27 protein-coding genes and 1 pseudogene are annotated in these 23,974 nt (G+C 43.8%); 7 read left to right on the forward strand and 21 right to left on the reverse strand.

The window, feature by feature from the left end; genetic code table 11:
• Window positions 1–117 precede the first annotated feature (117 nt).
• Window positions 118–270, forward strand: a complete 153-nt coding sequence (locus QZX97_RS05160; protein ID WP_295651286.1) for a hypothetical protein — start codon at window positions 118–120, stop codon at window positions 268–270.
• Window positions 271–507: 237 nt separating this feature from the next.
• On the opposite strand, the gene QZX97_RS19065 is transcribed toward QZX97_RS05160, so the two are convergent.
• A complete protein-coding gene (locus QZX97_RS19065) occupies window positions 508–849 on the reverse strand; it encodes a GIY-YIG nuclease family protein (RefSeq protein WP_363151965.1) in 342 nt (113 codons plus the stop codon).
• Window positions 850–1,324: 475 nt separating this feature from the next.
• On the opposite strand from QZX97_RS19065, the gene QZX97_RS05165 reads away from it, so the two are divergent.
• The 6 genes from QZX97_RS05165 to QZX97_RS05190 all read left to right on the forward strand — a co-directional run bounded on the left by QZX97_RS05165 (window position 1,325) and on the right by QZX97_RS05190 (window position 8,622).
• On the forward strand, window positions 1,325–1,651 hold the full coding sequence (locus tag QZX97_RS05165; RefSeq protein WP_295664309.1) for a response regulator: 327 nt from the start codon (window positions 1,325–1,327) through the stop codon (window positions 1,649–1,651).
• Window positions 1,652–1,830: 179 nt separating this feature from the next.
• Complete coding sequence (locus QZX97_RS05170) at window positions 1,831–4,242, forward strand: HAD-IC family P-type ATPase (protein WP_295664312.1); 2,412 nt, start codon at window positions 1,831–1,833, stop codon at window positions 4,240–4,242.
• Window positions 4,243–4,402: 160 nt separating this feature from the next.
• Window positions 4,403–5,116, forward strand: coding sequence for an ABC transporter ATP-binding protein (locus tag QZX97_RS05175; RefSeq protein WP_295664315.1), 714 nt, complete (start codon window positions 4,403–4,405; stop codon window positions 5,114–5,116).
• A 9-nt stretch (window positions 5,117–5,125) separates the two neighbouring features.
• Entirely contained in the window at window positions 5,126–6,079 is a 954-nt protein-coding gene (locus tag QZX97_RS05180; RefSeq protein ID WP_295664318.1) for an HlyD family efflux transporter periplasmic adaptor subunit, read from the forward strand.
• A gap of 4 nt (window positions 6,080–6,083) precedes the next feature.
• On the forward strand, window positions 6,084–7,211 hold the full coding sequence (locus tag QZX97_RS05185; protein WP_295664321.1) for an ABC transporter permease: 1,128 nt from the start codon (window positions 6,084–6,086) through the stop codon (window positions 7,209–7,211).
• A 16-nt stretch (window positions 7,212–7,227) separates the two neighbouring features.
• A complete protein-coding gene (locus tag QZX97_RS05190) occupies window positions 7,228–8,622 on the forward strand; it encodes a TolC family protein (protein WP_295664324.1) in 1,395 nt (464 codons plus the stop codon).
• A 343-nt stretch (window positions 8,623–8,965) separates the two neighbouring features.
• Here QZX97_RS05190 and QZX97_RS05195 read toward each other — a convergent pair whose 3' ends face one another.
• From QZX97_RS05195 to QZX97_RS05290, 20 genes and pseudogenes are all read right to left on the reverse strand, one after another.
• Complete coding sequence (locus QZX97_RS05195; RefSeq protein WP_295664326.1) at window positions 8,966–9,355, reverse strand: DUF202 domain-containing protein; 390 nt, start codon at window positions 9,353–9,355, stop codon at window positions 8,966–8,968.
• Between the two features lie 89 nt (window positions 9,356–9,444).
• Window positions 9,445–10,062: a cytochrome c gene (locus QZX97_RS05200; protein WP_295664328.1), complete on the reverse strand. Its 618-nt coding sequence runs from the start codon at window positions 10,060–10,062 to the stop codon at window positions 9,445–9,447.
• Between the two features lie 9 nt (window positions 10,063–10,071).
• Window positions 10,072–10,653 carry an SCO family protein gene (locus QZX97_RS05205; RefSeq protein ID WP_295664330.1) on the reverse strand — a complete coding sequence of 194 codons (582 nt, stop codon included), beginning with the start codon at window positions 10,651–10,653 and terminating at the stop codon, window positions 10,072–10,074.
• Between the two features lie 99 nt (window positions 10,654–10,752).
• Window positions 10,753–12,441, reverse strand: coding sequence for a cbb3-type cytochrome c oxidase subunit I (locus tag QZX97_RS05210; protein WP_295664332.1), 1,689 nt, complete (start codon window positions 12,439–12,441; stop codon window positions 10,753–10,755).
• A gap of 1 nt (window position 12,442) precedes the next feature.
• A complete protein-coding gene (locus tag QZX97_RS05215; protein ID WP_295664334.1) occupies window positions 12,443–12,751 on the reverse strand; it encodes a hypothetical protein in 309 nt (102 codons plus the stop codon).
• A gap of 153 nt (window positions 12,752–12,904) precedes the next feature.
• Window positions 12,905–13,042 carry a hypothetical protein gene (locus QZX97_RS05220; protein WP_295664336.1) on the reverse strand — a complete coding sequence of 46 codons (138 nt, stop codon included), beginning with the start codon at window positions 13,040–13,042 and terminating at the stop codon, window positions 12,905–12,907.
• Between the two features lie 367 nt (window positions 13,043–13,409).
• Complete coding sequence (locus QZX97_RS05225) at window positions 13,410–13,622, reverse strand: DUF2892 domain-containing protein (RefSeq protein ID WP_363151971.1); 213 nt, start codon at window positions 13,620–13,622, stop codon at window positions 13,410–13,412.
• Between the two features lie 129 nt (window positions 13,623–13,751).
• On the reverse strand, window positions 13,752–14,387 hold the full coding sequence (locus tag QZX97_RS05230) for a Crp/Fnr family transcriptional regulator (protein ID WP_295664338.1): 636 nt from the start codon (window positions 14,385–14,387) through the stop codon (window positions 13,752–13,754).
• Window positions 14,388–14,458: 71 nt separating this feature from the next.
• Entirely contained in the window at window positions 14,459–14,929 is a 471-nt protein-coding gene (locus QZX97_RS05235; protein WP_295664340.1) for an isoprenylcysteine carboxylmethyltransferase family protein, read from the reverse strand.
• A 97-nt stretch (window positions 14,930–15,026) separates the two neighbouring features.
• Complete coding sequence (locus QZX97_RS05240) at window positions 15,027–15,338, reverse strand: rhodanese-like domain-containing protein (RefSeq protein ID WP_295664342.1); 312 nt, start codon at window positions 15,336–15,338, stop codon at window positions 15,027–15,029.
• Window positions 15,339–15,391: 53 nt separating this feature from the next.
• Complete coding sequence (locus QZX97_RS05245; RefSeq protein WP_295664343.1) at window positions 15,392–15,628, reverse strand: hypothetical protein; 237 nt, start codon at window positions 15,626–15,628, stop codon at window positions 15,392–15,394.
• A 161-nt stretch (window positions 15,629–15,789) separates the two neighbouring features.
• Window positions 15,790–16,413: pseudogene (locus QZX97_RS05250) on the reverse strand (peroxiredoxin); the annotation flags it as partial.
• Between the two features lie 251 nt (window positions 16,414–16,664).
• Complete coding sequence (locus tag QZX97_RS05255; RefSeq protein ID WP_295664344.1) at window positions 16,665–17,264, reverse strand: class I SAM-dependent methyltransferase; 600 nt, start codon at window positions 17,262–17,264, stop codon at window positions 16,665–16,667.
• Between the two features lie 8 nt (window positions 17,265–17,272).
• Window positions 17,273–18,307 carry a cytochrome d ubiquinol oxidase subunit II gene (gene cydB / locus QZX97_RS05260; RefSeq protein ID WP_295664346.1) on the reverse strand — a complete coding sequence of 345 codons (1,035 nt, stop codon included), beginning with the start codon at window positions 18,305–18,307 and terminating at the stop codon, window positions 17,273–17,275.
• Window position 18,308: 1 nt separating this feature from the next.
• Entirely contained in the window at window positions 18,309–19,676 is a 1,368-nt protein-coding gene (locus QZX97_RS05265; protein WP_295664347.1) for a cytochrome ubiquinol oxidase subunit I, read from the reverse strand.
• A 31-nt stretch (window positions 19,677–19,707) separates the two neighbouring features.
• Window positions 19,708–19,869: a hypothetical protein gene (locus QZX97_RS05270; protein ID WP_295664348.1), complete on the reverse strand. Its 162-nt coding sequence runs from the start codon at window positions 19,867–19,869 to the stop codon at window positions 19,708–19,710.
• Between the two features lie 25 nt (window positions 19,870–19,894).
• Window positions 19,895–21,355, reverse strand: coding sequence for an FAD-dependent oxidoreductase (locus QZX97_RS05275; protein WP_295664349.1), 1,461 nt, complete (start codon window positions 21,353–21,355; stop codon window positions 19,895–19,897).
• Between the two features lie 168 nt (window positions 21,356–21,523).
• Window positions 21,524–21,952, reverse strand: a complete 429-nt coding sequence (locus tag QZX97_RS05280; RefSeq protein WP_295664350.1) for a DUF983 domain-containing protein — start codon at window positions 21,950–21,952, stop codon at window positions 21,524–21,526.
• Between the two features lie 21 nt (window positions 21,953–21,973).
• A complete protein-coding gene (locus QZX97_RS05285) occupies window positions 21,974–23,638 on the reverse strand; it encodes an FAD-dependent oxidoreductase (RefSeq protein ID WP_295664351.1) in 1,665 nt (554 codons plus the stop codon).
• A gap of 143 nt (window positions 23,639–23,781) precedes the next feature.
• Window positions 23,782–23,967, reverse strand: a complete 186-nt coding sequence (locus QZX97_RS05290) for a DUF2892 domain-containing protein (protein WP_295664352.1) — start codon at window positions 23,965–23,967, stop codon at window positions 23,782–23,784.
• Window positions 23,968–23,974: the final 7 nt, after the last annotated feature.

Genomic DNA, 23,974 nt, shown 5'->3' on the forward strand with positions numbered 1-23,974 from the left:
CTGTCTCAAAAACCATAGACTTCTATTATTGAGTTGCGTTGGATTAATACGCAATTTAGCATCACCGAAAAACGTAAAGTTTATAAGGGCCATCAATTCGGCAAAAAAAGATTAGGCATGAAATCGAACCGTATAAAACTTTTAACAAAACCCGTTCTATCCAATAACCTGCAATTGGCTTTGCAGATTTTGGCTTTGTTCGTGGCTGTTTTATCCACCCTCGTCTACAATATGATCATTATGTTCAACATCATCTTTACCGGTAGATGATATAAAAGCTTTACAACAGGTCCGGCCCAAGCCACGCTGCCATTGGGGAGTGGCAGCGGCGGCACGGCTGACCTGATTGTAATATCTTAAGATGCCGCTGGTTTAGATAGACGCGCGTGTCATTTAAGAATTTTAACGACAAAGCCCCGTAAATTTCTTTACAGGGCTTTTCTATTTTTGCGGAATGGATGGGACTCGAACCCGTCCCCACCATAGTGGGGATGACAGGCATGTATACTAACCAGCTGAACTACCGAAAAACGCTACACAATTTCTATTCGAGAGAATAAGCTTTTCAATTTGAGCATGTGCATACTTCTTCAAGGACCGCTCTCGTATCAAAGCTTCTCGTTTTGTCGGCAATTCTTCAATATAAACAAAAGCCCATGGCATTTTCCTCAACGTGTAAACACACTCCCCGTTGTTGTGCTGCGACAGCCTGTTTATCGGGTTTTCGGAGAAGCCTTTGTAATAGCTGTTGTCAACCTCGCTCTGAATGACATAAACGTAAAACGCCATAATCGAAAAAAGCCTCACTATTGTGAAGCTTTTTTTGCGGAATGGACGGGTCATGAACATCGTTCATAACTGTCTATATTTCACGTATTTATATATTCAAAAAATCAACTACTTTACGAATCACGCAATGGATAAATGATTCTAAATCGTTGAATAAAAATACATAAATTAATAATAATATCAATAATTTTAATTGTAATGTAGTTGTAAACTCACAGTCGTTTCCATAGGCGACGTAGGAAACATCATGGGACCATCTTTTAATTAATAAAAAAGGCGGACTAAGTCTTCATTCTTGAGGAAAATGGTTTATAGGGTTACTTGCTATTAAACTTCCTCAAAGCAATTAAATCTGCTATTTAAGTTATTGATTTAAAACATTTTTCAACAAAAAACACTTATCCATACAGCGTTTACATATTTCAGTAACCTACGCATGTTGCTTATTTATTAAAGGTTGATAATGATTAGGGGGCATGAAAAAAAGCATACTAATAATCGAAGATGATGAAGTGATCAGGGATAGCCTTGCTGAATGCTGGTCCTTGAACGATTTCGCGTGATTACGGCGGATTGGGGTCTGGCGGCAGTGTTACTTGTTCGGGGGCAACTGCCGGACCTGATTATTTGTGATACACAGATGCCGGGCATGAATGGATATGAAGTTTTAAGTTCCTTAAGAGAAAATCTGTTTATCTGTCACATCCCCTTTTTCTCAACTGCAAATTCAGAAAACAGGGAGGCGCAAAAAGCGAAATCCCTTGGTATTCAAAATTACCTGGTCAAGCCATTTGATGGGTTTGAGTTGATGAACTGCGTAGAGAAATGCCTATTAGAGAGCAACCGGAGAGGCCTGTTTTGATGATTAACCCGATAGAAAGTAAACGCATCTGCAAAGCCGCAGGCTTCGCTCTTGATTTTCACCTTTTTACGTGATCATCAACAATCATGATGACAAAATATGAGTGGAAAGTATATCAGGTAAGGGTTTTACTTTTCACTTCAGTTTAATACTTTCCGAAAAATTATAATCGATCAACTATGGAACTTTCTCCGGGTGCACCTCATATCTCTGACCCGAAGTCGGGTGATGGGCAAGGTTCGAAATCTACCTCCTCTGTAGAAACAGTTCAAAAACCGAAAATATCGTCGAATGGGCTTACAACTGCGGAAGCCATTACGCTGCTAAAGAAATATGGCCTAAATGCCATGCCGGATACCAGCGTGCATCCGCTGCGAATGGTACTCCAGAAGTTCTGGGCGCCTGTTCCCTGGATGCTCGAAGCGGCCATCATCCTTGAAATGGTCCTCGGTAAATATGTAGAGGCTTCGATCATAGCCACGCTCCTACTGTTCAATGCTGTCCTTGGCTGGTTCCAGGAAAGCCGTGCACAAGCTACGCTCACGGCATTAAAATCCCGTCTTGCTCTTACTGCATCCGTCAGGCGTGACGGTATTTGGAAAACGTTGGCCGCAACGGAATTGGTTCCGGGCGATGTGGTTAAACTCTCGCTCGGCGGTGTTGTGGCAGCAGATGTAACCCTAACCGGCGGTGAAATATTACTTGACCAATCTATGCTTACCGGCGAATCCGTACCTATCGAAGCAAGCAAAGGCTTTCAGACGTATGCCGGGGCGCTGGTTCGGCGCGGTGAAGCCGAGGCAGAAGTTACGGCAACAGGCGCTAATACTAAATTTGGCCGGACGGCTGAACTTGTCCAAACAGCCCATGTTGAAAGTACCCAACAGAAGGCTGTACTAATTGTGGTGCGTAATCTGGCGTTCTTTAATGGCTTCATGATCGTTGTTTTGATAACCTATTCATGGTTTCTCAAAATGCCGGCGGCAGGGATCGTACCCCTTGTTTTAACGGCTATACTGGCGTCAATCCCTGTTGCCCTGCCAGCCACTTTCACCCTGGCCGCCGCGATAGGCGGAAGCGCACTTGGAAAGCTGGGTGTTCTGCCGACCCGACTTTCCGCAGTGGATGAAGCAGCATCCATAGTGGTTTTATGCGTCGACAAGACCGGTACCTTAACCCAAAATGCGCTGACGGTGACAGTGGTTCGCCCAATGTCCGGTTTCGATGAAGCGCATGTTCTGGCATTGGCTGCCTTGGCGAGTTCTGATAGCGGGCAGGACCCGGTGGAGGTCGCTATCCGTGCAGCAGCAGTAAGTGAAAAGGTGACAGATCCGCCGAAACTGGTGGCATTCACCCCATTTGATCCGGCAAAAAAAATGGCGGAGGCGACCGCTACAGATTTAACAGGGACACTGCAACATATTCTGAAAGGTGCCTATGACACCATTGCCGCGCTTGCCAAGCCTTCACCGGACGCGACAAAGGCAGCAAAGGAACTGGAGGCACAAGGTTATCGTGTAATGGCTGTAGCCACCGGTGTTCCGGCGGAGATAAGACTAGCCGGACTCATCGCCCTTAGTGATCCGCCGCGCAAGGACTCAGCAGCGCTTGTTATTGAACTTGACAGACTTTGTATTCGCACCGTGATGGTAACGGGCGATGCACCGGCTACAGCGGCCATAGTGGCAAAGGCCGTCGGTCTTCATGGCTCGGTATGTCCGCCCGGACCAATTCCTGATCGGGTTACCCCGGACCAATATGCAGTTTTCGCCGGGGTACTGCCGGAGGATAAATACAAACTCGTTAAGGCTTTTCAAAAAGGCGGCCACATCGTAGGTATGTGCGGTGACGGGGCAAATGACGCTCCTGCCTTACGCCAGGCGCAAATGGGTATTGCTGTTTCTACTGCAACCGACGTTGCCAAATCAGCTGCAGGCATGGTACTGACCGAACCGGGCCTTTCGGGCATCGTTGCCGCAGTCAAAGAGGGGCGAACTACGTTTCAACGGATATTAAGCTACACCTTAAACTCCATTACCAAAAAGACGGTGCAGGTACTTTTCCTGACCATAGGGCTGGTTATGACCGGCCATGCGATTTTGACACCGCTACTAATGGTTATTATAATGATCACAGGTGACTTCCTTGGTATGTCATTAACCACAGACCATGTGCAGCCTTCCCCCGCCCCGAATGCCTGGCGTATTAGCAACCTTACTATCGCTGGCGTTACGATGGGGTTAGGGGAACTAGTGTTTAGTCTATCTGTTTTAGCTTTTGGGATCTACGGGATGAAGTTCAGCACCGGGGAGCTTCAGACACTGGCTTTCGTGATTATCGTGTCCGGCAACCAGGCCACAACTTATACCAACCGTGAGCGTCGGCATCTTTGGTCTTCACGACCAAGCAACTGGCTGATTTTTTCGTCTATAACGGATTTGGTGATCGCGTCGGCACTGGCCATCGGAGGCTTTGCAATGCAGCCTTTATCAGGACTGATGGTAGCCGGCACATTCGCCGCTGCAGTAATATTTGCATTCTTACTGGACTTGGTGAAGGTTCCGGTTTTTCGACGGCTTAGTATTACCTGATGATGTTTGTTTGAACATCCACATGTTTTCAACCTAAATATACAATGGAGTTGCATCTATTCATAATAAAACTGTTTAATAGCCTGATTTTCAATCGATGCAGGTTTATATGATGATATGCGTAACTTTAGAGACTCAATTGCCAATTACGTAATATATCATGCCCGGAGATCATAAAATTGTCGCAAGACTGGTAAAAGCCGGAAAGGAATACAAAATGGGTGATACAATCATCACGGCGTTACAGGCTTCCTCTGTCGATTTAAGGTCAGGTGAACTTACGCTCATTATTGGGCCTTCTGGTTCGGGAAAAACGACATTACTCTCCTTGTTTGGCTGTGTTATCTATCCAAGTTTTGGGGAAGTGTGGATCAACGACATCAATGTCAGTCAGCTTAGTGAAAATAAGCTGGCAAAGATCCGGCTGGAAAAGATCGGTTTTGTTTTTCAAAAATTCAACTTAATCGCTCCGCTAACCGCCCTTGAAAATGTAATGATGCCTTTGCAATTGCAAGGCGTTGCTGACAAGGTAGCAAAACAAAAAGCAACCGACGCACTTGTCAAAGTAGGTATGGGCGACCGCTTGAAAAATCTCTCCAATGATCTAAGTGGTGGTCAGCAGCAACGGGTTGCCATAGCCAGAGCTTTAGTAACTAATCCCGAAATAATGCTGTGTGATGAGCCTACTGCATCTCTTGACATCAAAAGCGTAAGTATTGTGATGGACGAACTGAGAACGCTGGCGAAACAAGGTAAGGCGGTTGCCGTGGTAACCCATGATACCCGCCTCAGACCATTCGCAGACCGTATTGTTTATGTTACCGATGGTGCAGTAAGCGATAAACCTATAGAAGAAGAAATAGAACCCCACTAAAATCAGGATATGAAACAGCTTTTTTATTGTTTTACGGTGTTACTTGCGTTGGCCGGATGTTCGGGTAGTCCGAATGACAAAACAACTACTAACGCACCGCCTAAAGCTAGCGTGGCCATAACCCAGGTAGTTGGTATTGGCAAGATCGTTCCGGAACGTGACATCATTCAGCTTTCATCACCAGTAAATGGCATTGTTGAACATATTTATAAAAATGAAAATGACTCTGTTAGTGCCGGGGAGACTGTATTGGAGTTGCAGCATGCGGTTGAAAGCGCGCAGGTAAATCAGCTTTCAAGCGAGGTGAATACGCAGTATGACCAGATAAAAGCAGACAATGCTGCTGTTGAAGAATACCAAGCAAAGTACAATAACAGTGTATTGGAATTACAGCGGCTGCAAAGGTTGCTAGCTAAAGGTGCAGAAACACAACAAGCGGTAGATGACGCTAACACCAGCGTAAAGGGCTTTCAGTCGAACCTTAGCCGTTTGCAGGCTAATGCCCAGGTTTCCAAGAGTAAATTAACAGAGACAAAAGCAGCCCTTGAAGTGTCCAGACAGCAATTGGACCAGAAGATCATTAAATCTCCCGTGAAGGGGAAAATACTTGAAATAAGCACCCTCGTCGGCAGTGCTGTGAATACGCAAACCCCATTCGTCCAAATTAGCCCGCAGGGCAAAACCATAGCCGACTGCGAGATCGATGAATTATTTGCTGATAAGATCAGCAACGGCCTAAGGGCATGGGTGCGGAACACCGGATCATTGGACACTTTAGCAACAGGGACCGTTTATTTTACTTCGGGTTTCCTGAAAAAGAAATCACTTTTTACCGACCAGGCCGGCGAAAAGGAAGACAGGCGGGTTAGGGAAATAAAAATAGTGCTGGATAAGCCTGAAAAGCTATTGCTTAATGCAAGGGTTGAATGTGTGATTGATATTTCGACTAACCAAAAGAGATAATAAAATGCTTAAGACCGCCTGGGAGTTTATCAGATTTGACAAAGCGAAGAGTATCGGCGTGATCGTTGGTATTTTGATCAGCACTTTTTTGATCGGGCAGCAACTGGGCGTATTCTTTTTTTTAACCGGCTTAATGGGATCGCTTGCCACTAACGTTAAGGCGGATATTTGGGTGGTTGACAGCAAAACGGACGATGTGAACCAGTTGGGCAAGTTGGATATCCGTACCCTAAGGGCGGTGCAGGGACTCAGCGGAGTGAAGGAAGCTTTCCCCATATTAATCACCGGGGCATCGTGTAACTATAATAATGGCACCAGTGGTGCTATCACGTTGATTGGCGTTGACATATCCAAATTAAACACCGTATTAGATTCCAGTAAGATCATTGCCGGTAAACCTGCCGACCTGCAAATGGATGGTGCCGTAAGTGCTGAATTTTTTGAGAAGAAAAATATCGGCGATAACATCAATCTCGGAACCGATTTTGAGATCAACGGCAAACGCGCCTTTTTTGCGCTGCAGACTAAAGGATTCCGTGGGTTTGGCAGCAGTATTTCCGTTACTACCATTGAACGCGCCCGGTTTTATTCCAACCAATCGGTTAATAGCGTTAGCGCCGTTTTAGTCAAGCTGCTACCGGGTGCCAATGCCGATGACGTTGTTGCCAGGATAAATAGTACCATTAGCGGCGTGCGTGCCTGGCCTTCGCAAGCGTTAGCTAAATCAACCATCGAAAAAATTCTAGGCTCAAGCGGTATCGCGTTAAGCACCGGCACCCTGATTGTTTTCGCGCTGATAGCCGGGTTTTTTATCATCGGATTAACTATGTATTCTTCTGCGCTTGACCGCCTCAAAGATTACGGCACATTAAAAGCTATTGGTGCAGGTAACGGGTATATCAGGCGGCTGATATTAACGCAGGCTATGTTTTTTGCTATTGCCGGGTTTGTTATCGGTATGCTTTTGCTCGAAGGGTTTCGTATGGGCGTCGCGAAATCCGGCCTAATATTCAGTTTTTCACCGTTGGTCATATCAGGCATGTTTTTAACAATTGCTTTAATTGCTTTGGGCGGAGCATCATTTGCATTACGAAGGATTAGCAGTGTTGAACCGGCGTCTGTTTTTAATTGATCAATAAAAAACTAATATGATCCGTTCAACCAAATTTCTGCTAAAAGTGGTAAGTAATCTAAAAAAACAATTAACAGGTTTTGCTATTATCCTGCTATTGTTGCGTTCCACTATTCCCGCGTTTGCGCAAACTACCGTTTCGTTGCGGCAGGCTATTTCCAGCGCCCTAGCCAACAGAAAAAACATCCAGGCAGGTAAAATGGACCTGACGATTCGGAAACTGCAAACAGAAGCCCTGCTCAAAAAGTACTGGCCGCAAGTATCGGTTGAATATAATTATCTGTACAATCCCATTTTACAGACATCGATTTTACCGATTGGTATTTTCAATCCTGCTTACCCTGTTGATGCAACGAAAAGCATACAGTTTGGTACAAAATGGTCGCAGGCCGCTGGTGTTACCGTAGTACAGCCTTTGCTGGATGTTTCCATATCCAGGCAAAAAAGTGAATCAGAACTTCAGGAACGAATCGCAGTAGCATCACAGTTGCAATCAGAATATGAATTGGTTTACGATGTGGCCCAGGCCTATGCCAATATTGGTTTGCAGCAGGAACAGATTGGAGTAGCCATTGCAGATACCGCCAGAACATGGATAAGTTATCAGTTGCAGAAAAACAAATTTTTAGCAAAACGACTGCTAAAATCGGACCTCAATACCGCCCTGATTAATCATCACAATACCCTGCAAAAGTTAGCAGATGCCGTATCGCAGTTGGTTGAAAATAAAGTGTACCTCTTGTTCCTGATCGGGCAAGATGATGTTGCCCATGCGGACATCGCTATCGACATGAGTTTATTCAAAAACAATAACGCGGAACGATTAGCCCTCGTCCCCATGAACGACTCTATACCTGAATTACAGCAACTGGCTTTACAGAGCAAACTTGCCGCTTTGCAGGCAGAGACAGAAAAAGCTAAATATTTACCAACCATCAGCATGAAAGGATTTTTAGGTGCTAATCAATATACCAACCAGTTTAGCCCAATAGCGGCAAATTCGTGGTTTGGTTTGAGTTATGTGGGCCTGGATGTGAAACTGCCGCTGCTTATTGGCGAAGACAAACAAAATAAATTACAGCAACTAAAATTACAATCGTACCAGTACAATGACCAGCGCGATGATAAATATGCCGGGTACGTTAAAGATGCTGTAACGGCAAAAATAAAAACCGACCGTTTGCTGGCACAACTAAAAACGCTGAATGAAAATATATCGCTGTCAAAGGAAACCATTCAAATCATGCAGGACAGGTTTGATGAAGGCCAGGAGACGGCATCAACTTTAAATACGGAGGAAGTAAGCCTCGAAAGTATTTTGGCAAACTACGCGCTCGGGGAAAAACAATTGTGGATTTTTCAACTGGATTACCTGAAGGCGACAGGCAGATTGAATAAATTATGGCAATAACGTAAAAAAACCTACGAAGCAAACCTCTCAACGGGAGTTATCTTTAATTCTTTCTTTACATTGTGGCGAGGTATACGAACAATGAAATATGCCAGTTTTATCCTGGTTCAGTTGTTTAAATAATTGATCAGCAGTTTTCAGTCTTATTATGCGCAACCCGGGAAATTGATAAGTTTTCTGGCAATTTATTTGTGAAATAACATAACGTTGTTTTAGCGAAAAAGCAACAATATTGAATTAGCACAAGCGTCCATAAGTAGACCTGGTAATTATAACAATCATCATTGATAGCCCATTAGGTGAACATTCTTGGAGATAACTGCGGCGAAAGGCAACAATGCCATTAAATACTTGGCAATAAATAGTAGATAAGTAGCGCACTTATAATCAGGATACCAAGTGTGAGCAATAGTAACAACAAGAAAGATGGGTGATAGTTGTGATCCTGCAACTGCCGCTCTGTCCGCTTGTATCGGAAGAAGGCAAGAAGTGCCATTATTGCGCCTGTCGCCACTAAAAATATGCCGATCTCTGCGGAATAGCCCTTTCCTGGTAAAATAGCTTTCCCTGCTAAAACGATGGAAATTTGTTTGATGAACAAGGCGAACTTAACCACGACAAAGCCGAATGCCATTAACGCAATGCTGGTTCTTATCCAGGCTAAAAAAGTTCTTTCGTTGGCTAAATGATCACTTGGATTATTTAATAGCTTATTTAGTTTGTCGGGATGCATGATTTTTATAAACAAACTACGTTTTTACAATTTTTTTCTATTTGCTGACTAGTGCTTTCAAAACACGCTATGGTTTAGTTCTCTAAATGCTATTGCACAATCCGATGACTTGTTTTACTGAATTTCGTTTTAAGTAAATCAATTAAAGTCTTCATTTTGATGGCGAAGAAGAACGTCAACAGTGATAGAAAGATCAGACCTCCAAGTACGAACCATGTTCTATAGTCCCCAGGTAATATGGGTGTATGCGCGCCCGGAAGATCAATGTAAACAACTTGTCTTACAAAGCCGGATTCGCCTTTATAAGGGTCGTTATCTTCCACCGCCGCCGTTGTTACCGGCAGCTGTGCCACGGCGTTTTTACTTTCCGATCGGATATAGCCGATGATATTTCTGATGTCCTGATCGCTCAGATTCGGGTGGTTTGGCATCACCGTTTGGTTGAATTGGTTAAACAGGCGTACAGCGGATGTGTCGCCGCTTTTGATCACCGTTTGCGAAGCATGAACAAAGCTGATAATCCAGGCTTCGCTGTGACGGTCGAAAACATTGCGCAGTGCGGGCCCAACAACTTGCGTTTGAATAGCATGGCAGGAAGTACAATTCTGCTGAAATACCGCTTTCCCTTCAATATTATCAGGATCGGCAGCATGGCTAACCCTGGCTAACGAAACCAGGATAATTACACTTAAAATGGTTTTTTTCATGTGGGTGTTTTATTTGTTTGGAGGGCTCACTTTTAACCTGCTGATATCCGTTATCAACCTGCTTATTTCATCTTCGTCCGTACCGTCGTAGTAGCCCCTTATATGGTTTTGACGATCTACCAGTACAATTTTATCACTATGGATGAAATCACCCTCGCCGCCATCGCCATCAGTAGCAGTAATAAATAACCCGTTACGTGCAAACCTGTAAAGTTCAGGTTTACTTCCGGTGCCCAGTTGCCACTGCTGCAAATCAATGCTATGCTTTACAGCATATTTTTTCAGCTTAGTGGGTGTGTCGTGGTAGGGATCTACGGTAAACGACAACAGGCGTACTTGTTTATCATTCGGAAAAGCTTGCTGGATAAGCCGCATACCGGCCATCATTTTAGGACATATGGTCGGGCAGGAAGTAAAGAAGTAATTCACCACCCAAACCTTTTCCTTTACAAAGCTTCCTTTAAGCGCACTGCTATCCGTATTCAGAAAGGCAAAGTCCGGCACAGTAAGGTGCGGCACATCAGCATCTTCGATTGAAGTTCCGCTGTGATAATAAGGTAGTCCTTCAATATTGTTCTCGTACCACCGCATCGCTGTGAATACGAGAAGGGGCACAATAATTATCAAAGAAAAAAATAAAATGATTGCCTTTCGGTTTACCTGTTTCATAACAGCTATATTGTGGTCATATTAATGGTCGTCGCCTGATTTGAGCAAATTTTGCGGACTATCCGGCTGAAATTTATTAGGGACTGCTTTTGAGTATTTGAAAACACTGATCAGTGCTGGCACATAGGTGGTCATTACCAGTACCACCATTAAAATAAGCCAGGGCTTCATGGTCAATAACAGTGGCATATCTTTTTCCTCATGCAATTCCTCCGATTCAGGTAAAATCAGCTGAGGTTCGTTCACACGTTTTCCTATGGCTGTCGCAAAAAATACGATGAAGTAAATAATTGCAGCAGCACCCATGATGATGCCGCCAACCAGGGTCGTCGTGGTAGTCGGTACAAAATGCTGGTTGAACTGCGGGCTAGCCGGATTAGTGTAAGATAATCCTAGGTTCGTCCTGCGGGGTTCGCCCATTAAGCCACCAGACATCAATCCATGGGACAGGAATGCGATCCCCACCATCCAGATATAAGGTACCATCACCGCAAACGTTTTAAACTTCAATGCCTTTCCGGAAACGGAACTGTACATGTACAAACTCATACCCAGGATCACCAGGATCACGGGGCCTGCAACGGTCATGTGAAAATGACCGGGTACCCAGTCTGTATTGTGAACCAGCTGATTTAATGTATAGGAGGCATTTACGATGCCGGATAATCCACCGAAAATGAATAGGATAAGGCCACATATAAAGTAACCGAAAAGGTAGTTATCAACTTCAAAATAAGGTTGTTTCCACATCCAGCTAAAAACACCTTTCGCGCCCCGTTTCCTTGCGCCATATTCTAAAGAGGCCGCAACGGTAAAGGCTGTCATAAAGCTGGGAATAGCGACGGCATAAGTTAAAAGGCTTGCCCAAAGCTTTGTACCCGGTGTAAAAACCGGTTCGCTGAACTGGTGATGAACACCTACGGGCATCGATAAGATCAGGAACAGTAAAAAAGCGAGCCTTCCCGCATTACCGGAATAAAGTTTGCTGCCTGCTACTTTGGGTAATATGGTGTAATAAGCTACGTAAGCGGGCAACAGCCAGAAATAGACCAATGGGTGCCCGAACATCCAGAACAGCATACGGGTGAGGGGAACATTGATGCTGTCTGTCCAGCCTAACGACCAGGGGGTTAGAATAACCAGGGTTTCGTAGGCAACAGGCAGCGTGCTGATCAGCCAGATGGAAAAATTAACAAAAGTTCCAAGAACTGCCAATGGCATTTTGGACTTCGGATTTTCCTTTTTCCAGTCATACCATATTTTGGTCCAGCCGAAAAAGGCAATCCAGCTACCGACAATAAGCAAGGCGGTACCCACGTAAAAAAAAGGGGAGGCTTTTAAAGGGGCGTAAAAAGTATATAATGCCTGGGCTTTCCCGGTTGCCATAGCAACCAGATCCAATAAGGTACCGGTCACCATCAATCCCATCGAAATCTGGTAAGACAATTTCGGCGGTTCCCGTTTTAAATAGTAGGCAATGGTGACGTGCCCGAAAACAACGGCAAAAAACGTGGTCAGCACGATAGCATTTATAACACCATGCATGGTTAAACCCTGGTAATAATTGATACCTGCAACCGATGACTGGTGAATAACGCCTGCCCTGTAAATCGTTTGCATTACGCCATTGTAGCACCCCAGTATAAAGAGTGTCATGGGCATTAGTAAGCCGGTCAATATCACCGTCCTGTATGGTTTGCTAATGTTCATCTTAATAATATTTTTTAGGCGTAATGATAATCTTGCCCATCATGTACTGATGTCCGGCACCGCAATATTCATGACAGACTACGCGGTAAACACCGGCATCTTCAAAAGTGACGGAGGTCTTCGTGATCGCCCCGGGTACGGCCATCAGATTGACACCTTTTTTTACGATATTGAACCCATGAACTACGTCGTCCGAAGTAAGGTACAGGTCGATGGTGGATCCTTCGGGAAACGTTAAGTCCTGCGGCATAAATCCCCACATTTTCGCTACAGCATAAACTTCATAGGTTTTGTCATCCAGCTTTTTCACATGTGGAACCTTATAAGTGCCTGAATAGGTCACACAGGCAGGCACATCAATATTCCGGCTGAAGTCGTTATAAAGAATTGCGAAGAAAAAAACGGATAGTAAAAGGCCCGCAAGCACGATTACCCTGATCTCATATTTATTCATTGCGATAGATTAATAGTGTCTTTCTAACTGAAGATTATAAAGACTAAACCAGATCAGTGCGGTAAGCGCCAGTAAGAGTGTGATAAAAACAATGGTACCAACAGGCACGAAATGTTCTTCTTTTTCCTTGAGCTGTTCTTCGTCCATAGTTATAATTATAAGGCAAAAGTAAAATGCCTCATTTATGAAGAGTATTGTTAGTAAGTAAAGCTATACTGCCACAGGGCTTTAGCGCATAATGCTTATCATAGTAATTTCATATACGTCGTAAATTAAATTGGAACACAGAATGAAATAATGAGTCTAATAATCGCAGAAATACTTGACGCGTTCAAAGTTCACCGTATAAGAGTATTTAATGTTACATTATATTAGTTAAAGCTTACATAATTCACACCCTGCAAAGGGTATTTCAGTTTTTTATACAACACCAAATAGTAGCTTTGATAACGTTTGTATGCCAGCTATAACTAAGGAATGCGTCAGATATGAAACTTAGTTATCAAAATCCAGTTTAGTGATTATTATCTGGTTTCCTAGTACTAATCCTAAAAGGATAGTATAAAGGGCAAAAGCTTATGAAGCTGGTTAAAATAAAGATAGCGGCGAAGACAAAGAGAATTATCGCTAATGTGCCCGACACCACGCCAGTATAATACAAAACCGCAATTAAGATAGCCGCGAGGATTCGTAATGAACGGTCAAGAGTACCCATATTCTTTTTCATATCGTTAATTTTTTATTAAAATTACCAGATATAAAAGAGCTTTTCGGTAACAAATGTTACATACAGAAGTAATGTACCTTTTTAAGAATGCTTAGTGCGCATTATTAGATCGATTACTATCTAAAACATTCAAGAATCGAAATCACGCAGTAATTTGATTTCATTGCGGTACAATAAAATCTTACCATTATTTTCTAAGATTTTCAGTAGTCTTGATACCACAACTCTTGAAGTCGCCAGTTCATCAGCAATCTGATAATGTGAAGCCTTGATAACGCTTGAGCCGGAAAGACGTTGTTTTTCTTTCAGGTAAGCAATCAGCCGGTCATCCAGTTTATGGAAAGCTATGCTTTCAATTGATTTCAACAGTTCGGAAAAACGCTCCGCAAAACTGCGCATAATGTAATTTTTCCAGCTTGGGAATTTATGCAGCCATTCGTCCAGTTTATTGTGCGGAATAGCGATGATGTCTACGTCCCCCTCCGCAATCGCTCTCACATCGCTTTTCTTTTCTTCCAGGCAGCAGCTGTAAGCCATGGAACAGGTCTCGTTATTTGAAAGGTAATAGAGAAGGATTTCTTTTCCATTTTCTTCCTTTTTCAGTACTTTCAAGGTTCCCTTGATCACCAATGGCATCATTCGGATATATTTGCCGTAATCCATGATGATGTCGCCTTCTTTAAAATGCTTTAGCTCACCAAAATGTTTAATCTCTTCGATCAATGCAGGCTCAAAATCAAAACCGAGATTAACTAAGTTATCCATAACGCTAAGTTAACAGTATTTCAGGTAATAGTAATGATTAGTGTCAAACGTTATGTACTGTGGCGCGGTAATTAGATTAATTGCCTTAAAGATGGCAAAAACCTTCCGGTATGCTTAATGTAATCGCTGTAGCCTGCAAAGCGCTTTTTCAATAGCTTTTCCTCATAATTCGATTTAAAATAGAATAACAGGAACAATGCCAGCGTCACCAGTAACCGGAAAGCATCCGCAGAATTGAGGCTATATCCTGCAGCCGCGAGCAAAATTCCGCCATAAATAGGATGACGCATATACCTGTAAACACCGTTAGTGATTAAGTGACTATCTTGAGATGGGGTAGGAAACGGGGATAAGTTCACGTTTAACTGAAGCGTGGCAAGGATTAGGATTATAAATCCTGTTATCTTAAGGGATAAACCGACCCCACGCCAAAATGTATTGAGATCTATCTTTATCGCTAACGGGGAAAGGATATAAATAAGAAATAGAAGTAGTTGTATCCCTACAAATACCAAGTCTTTAGATTTGATGGACTTAAACATGCTTACTTCTAATATTACAGATATTTTAAAGCACCCGTGAAAATTTTAAATCTGTCACCGACTTTTATCAATGACAGATATACGCAGAACTCAAGGACTATTTTACAAACTGGCTGACATTGTTCCAGGTCCCACCATTGATCACATTGGCAAACCCATTTTGTTCAAGGATCGTTTTTGCCTGGCTGCTTCTGCCGCCACTTTGACAGAAAACAATGATATTTTTCTTGTTTTTGAATTTAGAAAGTTGTGAACTGACTTTATCCAATGGAATATTTACCGAGCCTTTTACGTTCCCGCCAGCGAATTCACCGGGTGAGCGTACATCCACTAAAAATGCTCCTTGTTTAATGATGTCTGTTAAATCGACTTTTGGCGTACTGCCAAATAATTTTTCAAAAATGCTCATTTTATGTTATTTTAAATCTTTTTAAAGGCGGCAGAAAGCCGCATAAAGTGTAATTATTTGATCTCTTCGTAACTGATATCCTCGCTGACTACAGCAGTCTTTTTTAAAGGAATATAACACCCGCCAGCACCGCAGCAGCCAACATTGAAAAGGGCCATCCCGATAAAAAACAGGCCACCCAAGCCTATCAAAGGATCTCCTGAATTAACCGCTTCGAAAACAATTACAGCTCCAATAATTAGTCGTACTATTCGCGAAAAGTTCCAGTTACTCAATATGTTCGTTTTCATTTTGCTGAGATTATATTACCAGGCTTGATTGAAGATCTGCCTGCTGAAACAAATATAAATCCTATTATCTGCGACTTTGGTAACAAAGGTTACATATGAAAAGAGCAGCCATCGGCTGCTCTGGTTTAAATAGCGTCTGAATGGTCTAACACCGATTTATTTCATGATTGAGGTAATACTTTTTCAATAGCCAATGACTTGGTACAGAAAAACCAATCGTAACACGTCATCTCTTCCGTGTGATCCATCCGCTCCTTTGCTGCACCACAGGAACCTGCGGTCGGAACGATGACATCATCTCCGGGCCGCCAGTCTGCCGGTGTCGCGATGTTATGACTGTCCGCAGTTTGCATGGCGATCAGCGCCCTCTTTAATTCATCGAAGTTCCTGCCCATGGATAGGGGATAATAAATCATCGCTCTGATCAAGCCTTTCGGATCAATAAAGAAAACAGCTCGTACCGCTTTAGTCGAACTTTCACCGGGTTGGATCATTTCGTATTTATGCGCTATTTCCATAGTAATGTCTTCAATAAGAGGAAATTTGACCTCCATGTTTTTCATTCCTTTAAATTCGATCTTGTCTTTGATCGTTCGCAGCCAGGCGATATGACTATAAAGCCCATCGATTGATAGTCCCACCAGCTGACAATTCAGCGCGTTAAACTCCGGTTCCATCTTCGCGAATGTCATGAACTCCGAGGTGCACACCGGTGTGAAATCAGCCGGGTGGCTAAACAGGATCACCCATTTGCCTTTATAATCGGATGGGAAATTTATGTCACCCTGGGTCGTTACCGCCTAAAATTCGGGTGCCTGATCGCCAATTCTCGGCATTGATATTACTTGTTCTGCTGTTTCCATTTTATGTTATCCGTGTATTATTAAATTACTACCCTTTTAGGCATTTAACAATGATGTTGAATCATGTTATATATGATTTGGGTCACAGCCGTCGCCGTTTATAAACCCGTGCACCGTCACGCAGAGTTACCGATTAAGGACAACTTTAAATTACGGCCTGTTTATGCGATGCACTAAATTTTAACACCAGCAAACCGAATGATATCAGCTTTCCCTTCGTGGTATTTTCCCTCGTTCAAACTGGTTTGCAAAAGCTCCGCAAATTCTATTCTCAGACCCTTGAAATCTTCCCGAAGCATCTTTTCCGTATAAAGCATCCCGATGTCCTTCGGCCCGCCAGAGCTATTATGGAGTTGAGTCGGGTTGAAAGCTTCAAGGATCAACCTCCCGCCCGGTTTCAGCCAAGCCACAGACTGTTGATGCAACGGCTTGCGCACATCCGGCGGCAAATGCGCATAAATCAATGCCACAACGTCTGCACTATCATTGGCATAGCTTACTGAAACCGCATCTTCGATGATATAATTAATCTCAACACCGCTTTTTTCTGCCAGTTTCATCGCCTTTGTCTTACCTTTTTCGCTGGAGTCAAACGCATAAACGTTCCATCCGCTTTTCGCGGCAAATACTCCATTTCTGCCCTCTCCGTCACAAGGCAGAATGATTGTTCCGGCTTTAAGTGAGTTGAGCTGTTCAGCGAAGAAAACATTAGGCTCTTCCCCATACGCATAATCGCTGTCTACATATCGCTTGTTCCAATATTCGCTCATCATTGTTAAATTTAATAACTAGTTTCATCCATTTTTACCTTGCCACGAAATGTCCAGAATACAAAGATCGTATAGGCCGCAACCAGCGGCACGCCTATCGCCGCGATAATCAGCATAATGCCTAATGATTTTTGTGACGAAGCGCCATTGTAGATCGTAATGTTGTATGCAGGGTTAATCGTAGAAAGTACAATATTTGGAAATAGATTAATCGTTACAGTGATCAGCAATAAAGCGGATGTTAAAGCAGAAGAAAGAAACGCCCGGAAAAAAACGCCCTTTTCCAATAACCTCCGTGTATTAATGATCGTCAGAATCGTCAGCAAAGGAATTAAAAACAGGTATGGATGCGTACGGAACTTTTCAGCCGTATGAGGCAGGTAGATCAGTGTCGCCATGGTTAAGGCAACATAGGAGATCACAAAAAAGCGGCTGGTATTCTTCGCCAATACCCTTAACTTAGTGTGTAACCTTTTTTCTGTTTTCATGATCAGGTAGGTTGCGCCGTGCATCATAAATAAGGCAACAACGGTAACCCCGGTGATCAAAGCATAGGGGTTCAGCAAGTTGAAAAACCCGCCTACGTATTCAAAATCTTTGTTGATGGGAATACCCTGCATGACATTGCCTAAAACAACGCCGAGTAACAGAGCTATCGTAATGCTGGCAACAGAATAAATGATATCCCAGGTCTTTCGCCACCAAAGCATCGTTTCCTTGCTCCGGAACTCTATCGCAATCGCCCGAAGGATCAGCACGGTCAGGAACAGCATAAAAGGAATGTAGAATGCTGAAAATATAGTGGCATATACTTCCGGAAACCCGGCAAATAACGCCCCGCCGCCGATCACCAGCCACACTTCATTGCCATCCCATACCGGCCCGATGGCATTTAACGCGATCCTCCGGCTTTCGTCTTTTTTAAAAAATAAATGCAGTGCCCCTGCACCTAAATCAAACCCATCCAATATCGCATAGCCTGTAAAAACTGCGCCGACTACCAAAAACCACCAGGTTGGGTAATCAATTCCTAAAAATGTCTGCATGTTAGTTCAGGGTTTGGTCGTGAATAGTTTCAATTATTGGAACAGGTTCCGCTTCGCTGAAACCATATTTGATCTTTTTGTTCAGCAGGTAAATAAACAGCGCAAAAAGCAGGACATAAACAGTAGTGAACAGGATCAGGGAAAATAATACCTGATCGGCCCTTACCGCTTTGGATAAGGCATCACTGGTTCTGAGCAATCCGTATACCACCCAGGGCTGCCTGCCCATTTCGGCAGAGAACCAGCCCATCTGGTTGCCAAGCTGTGGCAATAATACGGAGTAGGAAAATATGGCCATCAGCCATTTATACTGAAAAAGCTTACCACGCCACCACAGAAAAACCGCGAAGAGCGTTAATCCAATTATGGTTACTCCAATAGCGATCATTAAATGGTAAACCTGGAAAATGGCATTGATCTGCTTAGGCCGGTCATTAACCGCAAAAGCATTTAAGCCTTTAACCGGTGTCGTGAAATTCTGATAAAGTAAAAAAGTCAGCCCGCCCGGAATTTTCAAACCGCTTACTGTCTTCTTATCCTGGTTAACAACCCCGAATAAATACATATCGGCAACTTTAAGGCTGTCATAATGCCCTTCAAACGCCGCCAATTTTGCGGGCTGATTTTTGGAGACACCATCTGCCGAATTATGCCCGGTTACCAACTGCAGCAGTCCGGAAATGGTAGCAACAATAAGTGCCAGCTTAAAAGCTTTCTTTGAAATTTCTTCGTGCCTGTTTTTAAGCAGGTAATAAGCGTGAACGCTCAGCACGAGGAATGACCCGGCCAGAAATGCGCCAACCAAAACATGAGAGAGCCTGTCCATGGAGGAAGGATTGAAAACCATCGCCCAGAAATCGGTGACTTCTGCTCTCACCTTCATGCCATGTCCGACCAGATGAAAACCTGCCGGGGTTTGCTGCCAGGAGTTAGCCACTACGATCCAGATCGCGGAAAACATAGATCCCAGGGCTACCATGATCGTGGAGAAAAAATGCACTTTAGGAGATACCCTGTTCCAACCGAATAATAATAATCCGAGGAACCCGCTTTCCAGTGCAAAAGCGAATATGCCCTCGGCAGCAAGCGCGCTACCGAAGATATCTCCGACATACCTGGAGTAGGTTGCCCAGTTGGTACCAAACTCAAATTCCATTACGATACCTGTGGCCACACCGATCCCAAATATCAGGGCGAATATTTTGATCCAGAACTTGGTCATCGTTTCATAGATCTTCTTCCCCGTTTTCAGGTACATACCCTCCATGACCACGAGCATTACGCCAAGGCCGATGCTCAGGGGCGGATAGATATAGTGAAAGCTCACAGTAAAAGCGAACTGTATGCGGCTTAAAATTTCGACATCCATATCAATTGTTATTAATTAGCATTTTTAATATTCAGGAATGGCCTTTAGCCACGATCCTGATAATTTTCCAGTTCAGGATCATAAACCTGATTAGCTGAAAAGGTATAAACCTGCGCCAGAAAAGAGTCGTGTTAGTTGGTGTAGGCGGATAATACTGTTCAGAGTATTTATCAATTACAAGGCGGTTTTCCATGATTGATTTTTCTAAAGTTAACTATTTATTCGGGTATCATCCACCAGAAGGGCTTTCCTTTGGCTTTGTATAAAAACATATAATGCATCAGCCATTTCAGCCAGTGTCCGGCCAGGCCGGGTTCTCCCATGGTGGTATTGATATCTCTTCCCCATTCCGGAAACTTGTCCCAGTCAGGCACAACCGGGCTCACCGTCATCGTAGCCGCAGTTCCCTTACTCATACCGTAGCCTGCCGAGACGATACAGGCCGCGCCCATTTTCCCCATGGAAGCTTTGTGTTTGATTTCTGGATTCCCGGTTTTTATCCAGTTAACAATATTTTCAGCCGTAACCTTACCCATCACACCCGAAGGCATACCCGTGCGGGGAGCTGTTGCATAAATAGCGGTCCCATTCTTATTGGTCATCGGTTTAGAAATAGAATGCGGCGGCGCAAAAGCGATACCCGGCGCAAAAATATTAGGGTAGGAAGGATTCTGATAAGTTTGCGGCCAGTCCGCTACAGACCATTCTTCAAATGGCCTCGGGGTATAGTCAGCATCTACTTTCATTAACCCGTTCGGTGCGAATAATTTCGCGGAGATGTCCGTCCCTTGTTTGTCAAATGCCTGAAATCCATGCCCTGCGAATCCCGGGATGAGCATGGCAAAGTCGTAGGCTTGTTCTAAATATTCGCCGTCGAGGTTTTCATAGTAGATCTTTTGGGCATCTATCTTTTTAACGCCCGCCCTTTTGATCCATTTAATATTCCTTTCCACGAAGTAGGATTCCGCAAATAATTTGGTATTGGAAATGAAGCCTCCTTTTTTGATAAAAGCCCCGCCCATACCGAAATCACCCAGTTCATATTCATTGGTGATCCAGACGACTTCTGCAAGGTCCTGCAGCCCCCTTCTTTTGATCTCGAAATCGACATTTAAAATATATTCAAAAGCGGCTCCCTGGCAGGTGGCGGTAGGGTGGCCGGTGCCGATCACAAACGTTTGTTTCTGGCCGTTTTGCATCTTTTCCAGTTTCTCCTTAAATAATTCCCAGGCCTCCGTTGCGTGAGAGAATGTACAAACTGATGCGATATTTCCTTCGCCCGGATGAAGCCCCTCCGTAGCCTCGAAATTAAGCTTCGGCCCCGTTGCATTGATCAGGAAATCATACGGAACTTTTTGGGTCTGCCCCGATCTATCCGGCGTGGTAAAACTGACCTCTACATAGCCTGAATTTATTTCAGCATCTCCCTCAGGATAAAACCGCTGTGCTTTTGCCTGCAAAAATTCAACGCCCCATTTTTTATACAATGGTTTCAGATCAAATTTGATCTCGTCGGCGGTCATTCTGCCGACACCCACCCATATATTAGAGGGTATCCACTGATAGATGCTTGAAGGTGATATGACGGTCACCTGGTGTTCCTTCGTTAAATACCTTTGCAGATATGACGCGGCAGTATGCCCTGCGACACCTGCTCCTAAAACGACTATTCGTGCCATGATTGAATTAAAATAAGGTTGTGCTTATGTTTTCGATAAGCGTTTTTTACAATGTAAAGTTAAAGGTGTCCGACAACTTACTTCGTTACATTTGTTACATTCAAAAGCCCCTTTTGATAAAAGAAAGCACATTTGCTTGGTTGATGCATCGATTAATAATTCATTTTACTAGCGCAGGTTAGAAATTATAGTTTCAGAACCCTTGCTTAGTTCAGGATGATAATGCAGTCCTGGTGTCAGCCAGTGCAGCAAGATAACCCTGGAATACCTTAAATTGAACGGTGCCAGTATGCCGACAACGCCTAATAAGACAGCCGTATAAACCCAGGGGTTGTCACTGCCGGTTAGTATTGATGTTCCGATTGCTAAAGTGACCAGTTCTGCCACAATGAATGCGTAACTCACATACATCGCTCCGTAAAAATAGCCGGGCTCCCTTTCATAGGTCATGCCGCAATGCGGGCAGTTCGTCAGCATTTTTTGTCCGCTTAGGCTATACATCGGGTTTGCATAAATATTCCCAACCCAGCACTTCGGACATTTGGCATTAACTATCGCCGGCCACATGGTTAATTCTTTTTTTACTACTTTTTTCATCTTTATTGAGTTTCCCTGTAATTAGATAGTTATACCTTTTTCATCGTTACAGGTATGCCACAAGCTATACCCACCGGAAAGATTGTAAACATGGTCGTATCCCCGCTGTTTCAGTATCCTTTGCGCGAGGTATCCCCGAAGACCCGCCTCGCAATAAATAAAAAGCGTTCCTGTTGTAGGTATTTCATCCAGTCGCCCCCTGATCTCATCTATAGGGATATTTATCGCGTTCCCTATTCTCCCTTCCTGATATTCTGCGGCACTCCGCACGTCGATCAGCAAATCACCATCGCCGATCTTAGCCAGCTCATCCCAGTAAAATACATTTAGCTTTTCTGTCAGGATATTTTCCGCAACAAAACCAGCCATATTAACCGGATCTTTTGCGGACGAATAGGGCGGCGCATAAGCGTGTTCGAATTCTGCCATGTCCTCAATAGTTCCATTATGTTTGATAATGCCCGCCAGGATATCCAGGCGTTTGTCCGCCCCATCGTAGCCCGCTACCTGTGCGCTTAATAATTGCCCGTTATCCGGGGAAAAGGCGATCTGTATGGTCATTTTTTCTACATTGGGATAATACCCGGCATGTGATCCGCCACTGGTTGTGGAAACGATATGTGGAATGCCCGCTGCTTTCAAATTTTTGGAGGCGACACCGGAGGTGCCTACAGTCATATCAAAGACCTTTACAATTGCGGTGTTAATAGCGCCTTTATAGGTTTGTTTATTTCCGAAAACGATATTATTAGCGCAGATACGCCCCTGCTTATTAGCAGGCCCTGCCAGGTAAGTGATCATCGGAAGGCCTGTTACCGGGTTGTTGAATTCGATGGCATCACCCACCGCGTAAATATGCGGATCTGAAGTTTGCAGGAATTCGTTAACTTTTATTCCACGTGTATCCCCGATTTTCAGTCCGGCCATAACCGCCAGCCGCGTATCCGGCTTAACGCCAATTGATAAAATAACGATATCCGCCTCCAGAGCGGCTCCCGTATTTAAGAGTACGGCGAGGCCGGTGCCCTCGCTTTCGAATCCCGAAACAGCCGTGTTAAGAACGAGGTTTACACCTTTAGCGCGTATATGCTGCTGAATCAGTGCAGCAATTGGGAAATCTAAAGGAGTCAGTATTTGCGGGGCCATTTCGACAACAGCAACCTCCATACCAATGGCATGAAGGTTCTCTGCCATTTCCAGCCCAATGAACCCGGCACCGATAATCACGGCTCTTTTTGTTCGTTTTTCGATGATGTAGGCCTTAATATAATCTGTATCCGTTACATTTCGCAGTGTAAAGATACCGGCGGTCGTAATGCCAGGAAGCGGCGGCCGTAAAGGTTCAGCCCCCGGAGAAAGCACCAGCTTATCGTAATGTTCGTCATAAACTTCTCCTGTAACCAGGTTTTTAGCCGTTACGGTTTTATATGCCGAATTGATTGCAGTAACCTCCGAAAGAACCCTAACATCGATTTGAAAGCGCTGACGAAACGAGGCTGCCGTTTGAACGAGTAACTTGTTCCTATCCTTGATCACCTGTCCAATATAGTAAGGCAATCCGCAGTTCGCATAAGAAATATGTTCTCCCTTTTCAAAAATGATAATCTCTGCATGTTCGTCAAGCCTTCTTAGTCTTGCTGCTGTACTTGCGCCGCCGGCAACTCCGCCTATAATGATGTATTTCATCTCTTATTTCCTTTGGTTTAATCTGCTTCGTGCAGGTTAAATTCATGAAACAAAAGTCCTTTTTTTTAAAAGCCGGAACGGTTACAAAAGTTACATTCAGTTAAATTTCAGGAGTATTCAAATCAATGATATCAGAATAACTGTCAATTTTTTACACCTGCTGCTTTTAGGATAAGTTCAAGAGGACAAAATCTGGTAAAAGCAGATTGCAGCAGATTAACACCTACAAATACACCCAGCCAAAGCCAGTTGATATTTATGGTGTAAGCCAAAACTAAACTGGTTAAAACGATTGTGCCTGCAACGGCACGAACTATTCTTTCTTTCATGTTCTTA

The sequence above is a fragment of the uncultured Mucilaginibacter sp. genome, assembly GCF_903893715.1.
In the GTDB taxonomy this organism is placed as follows: Bacteria; Bacteroidota; Bacteroidia; order Sphingobacteriales; family Sphingobacteriaceae; genus Mucilaginibacter.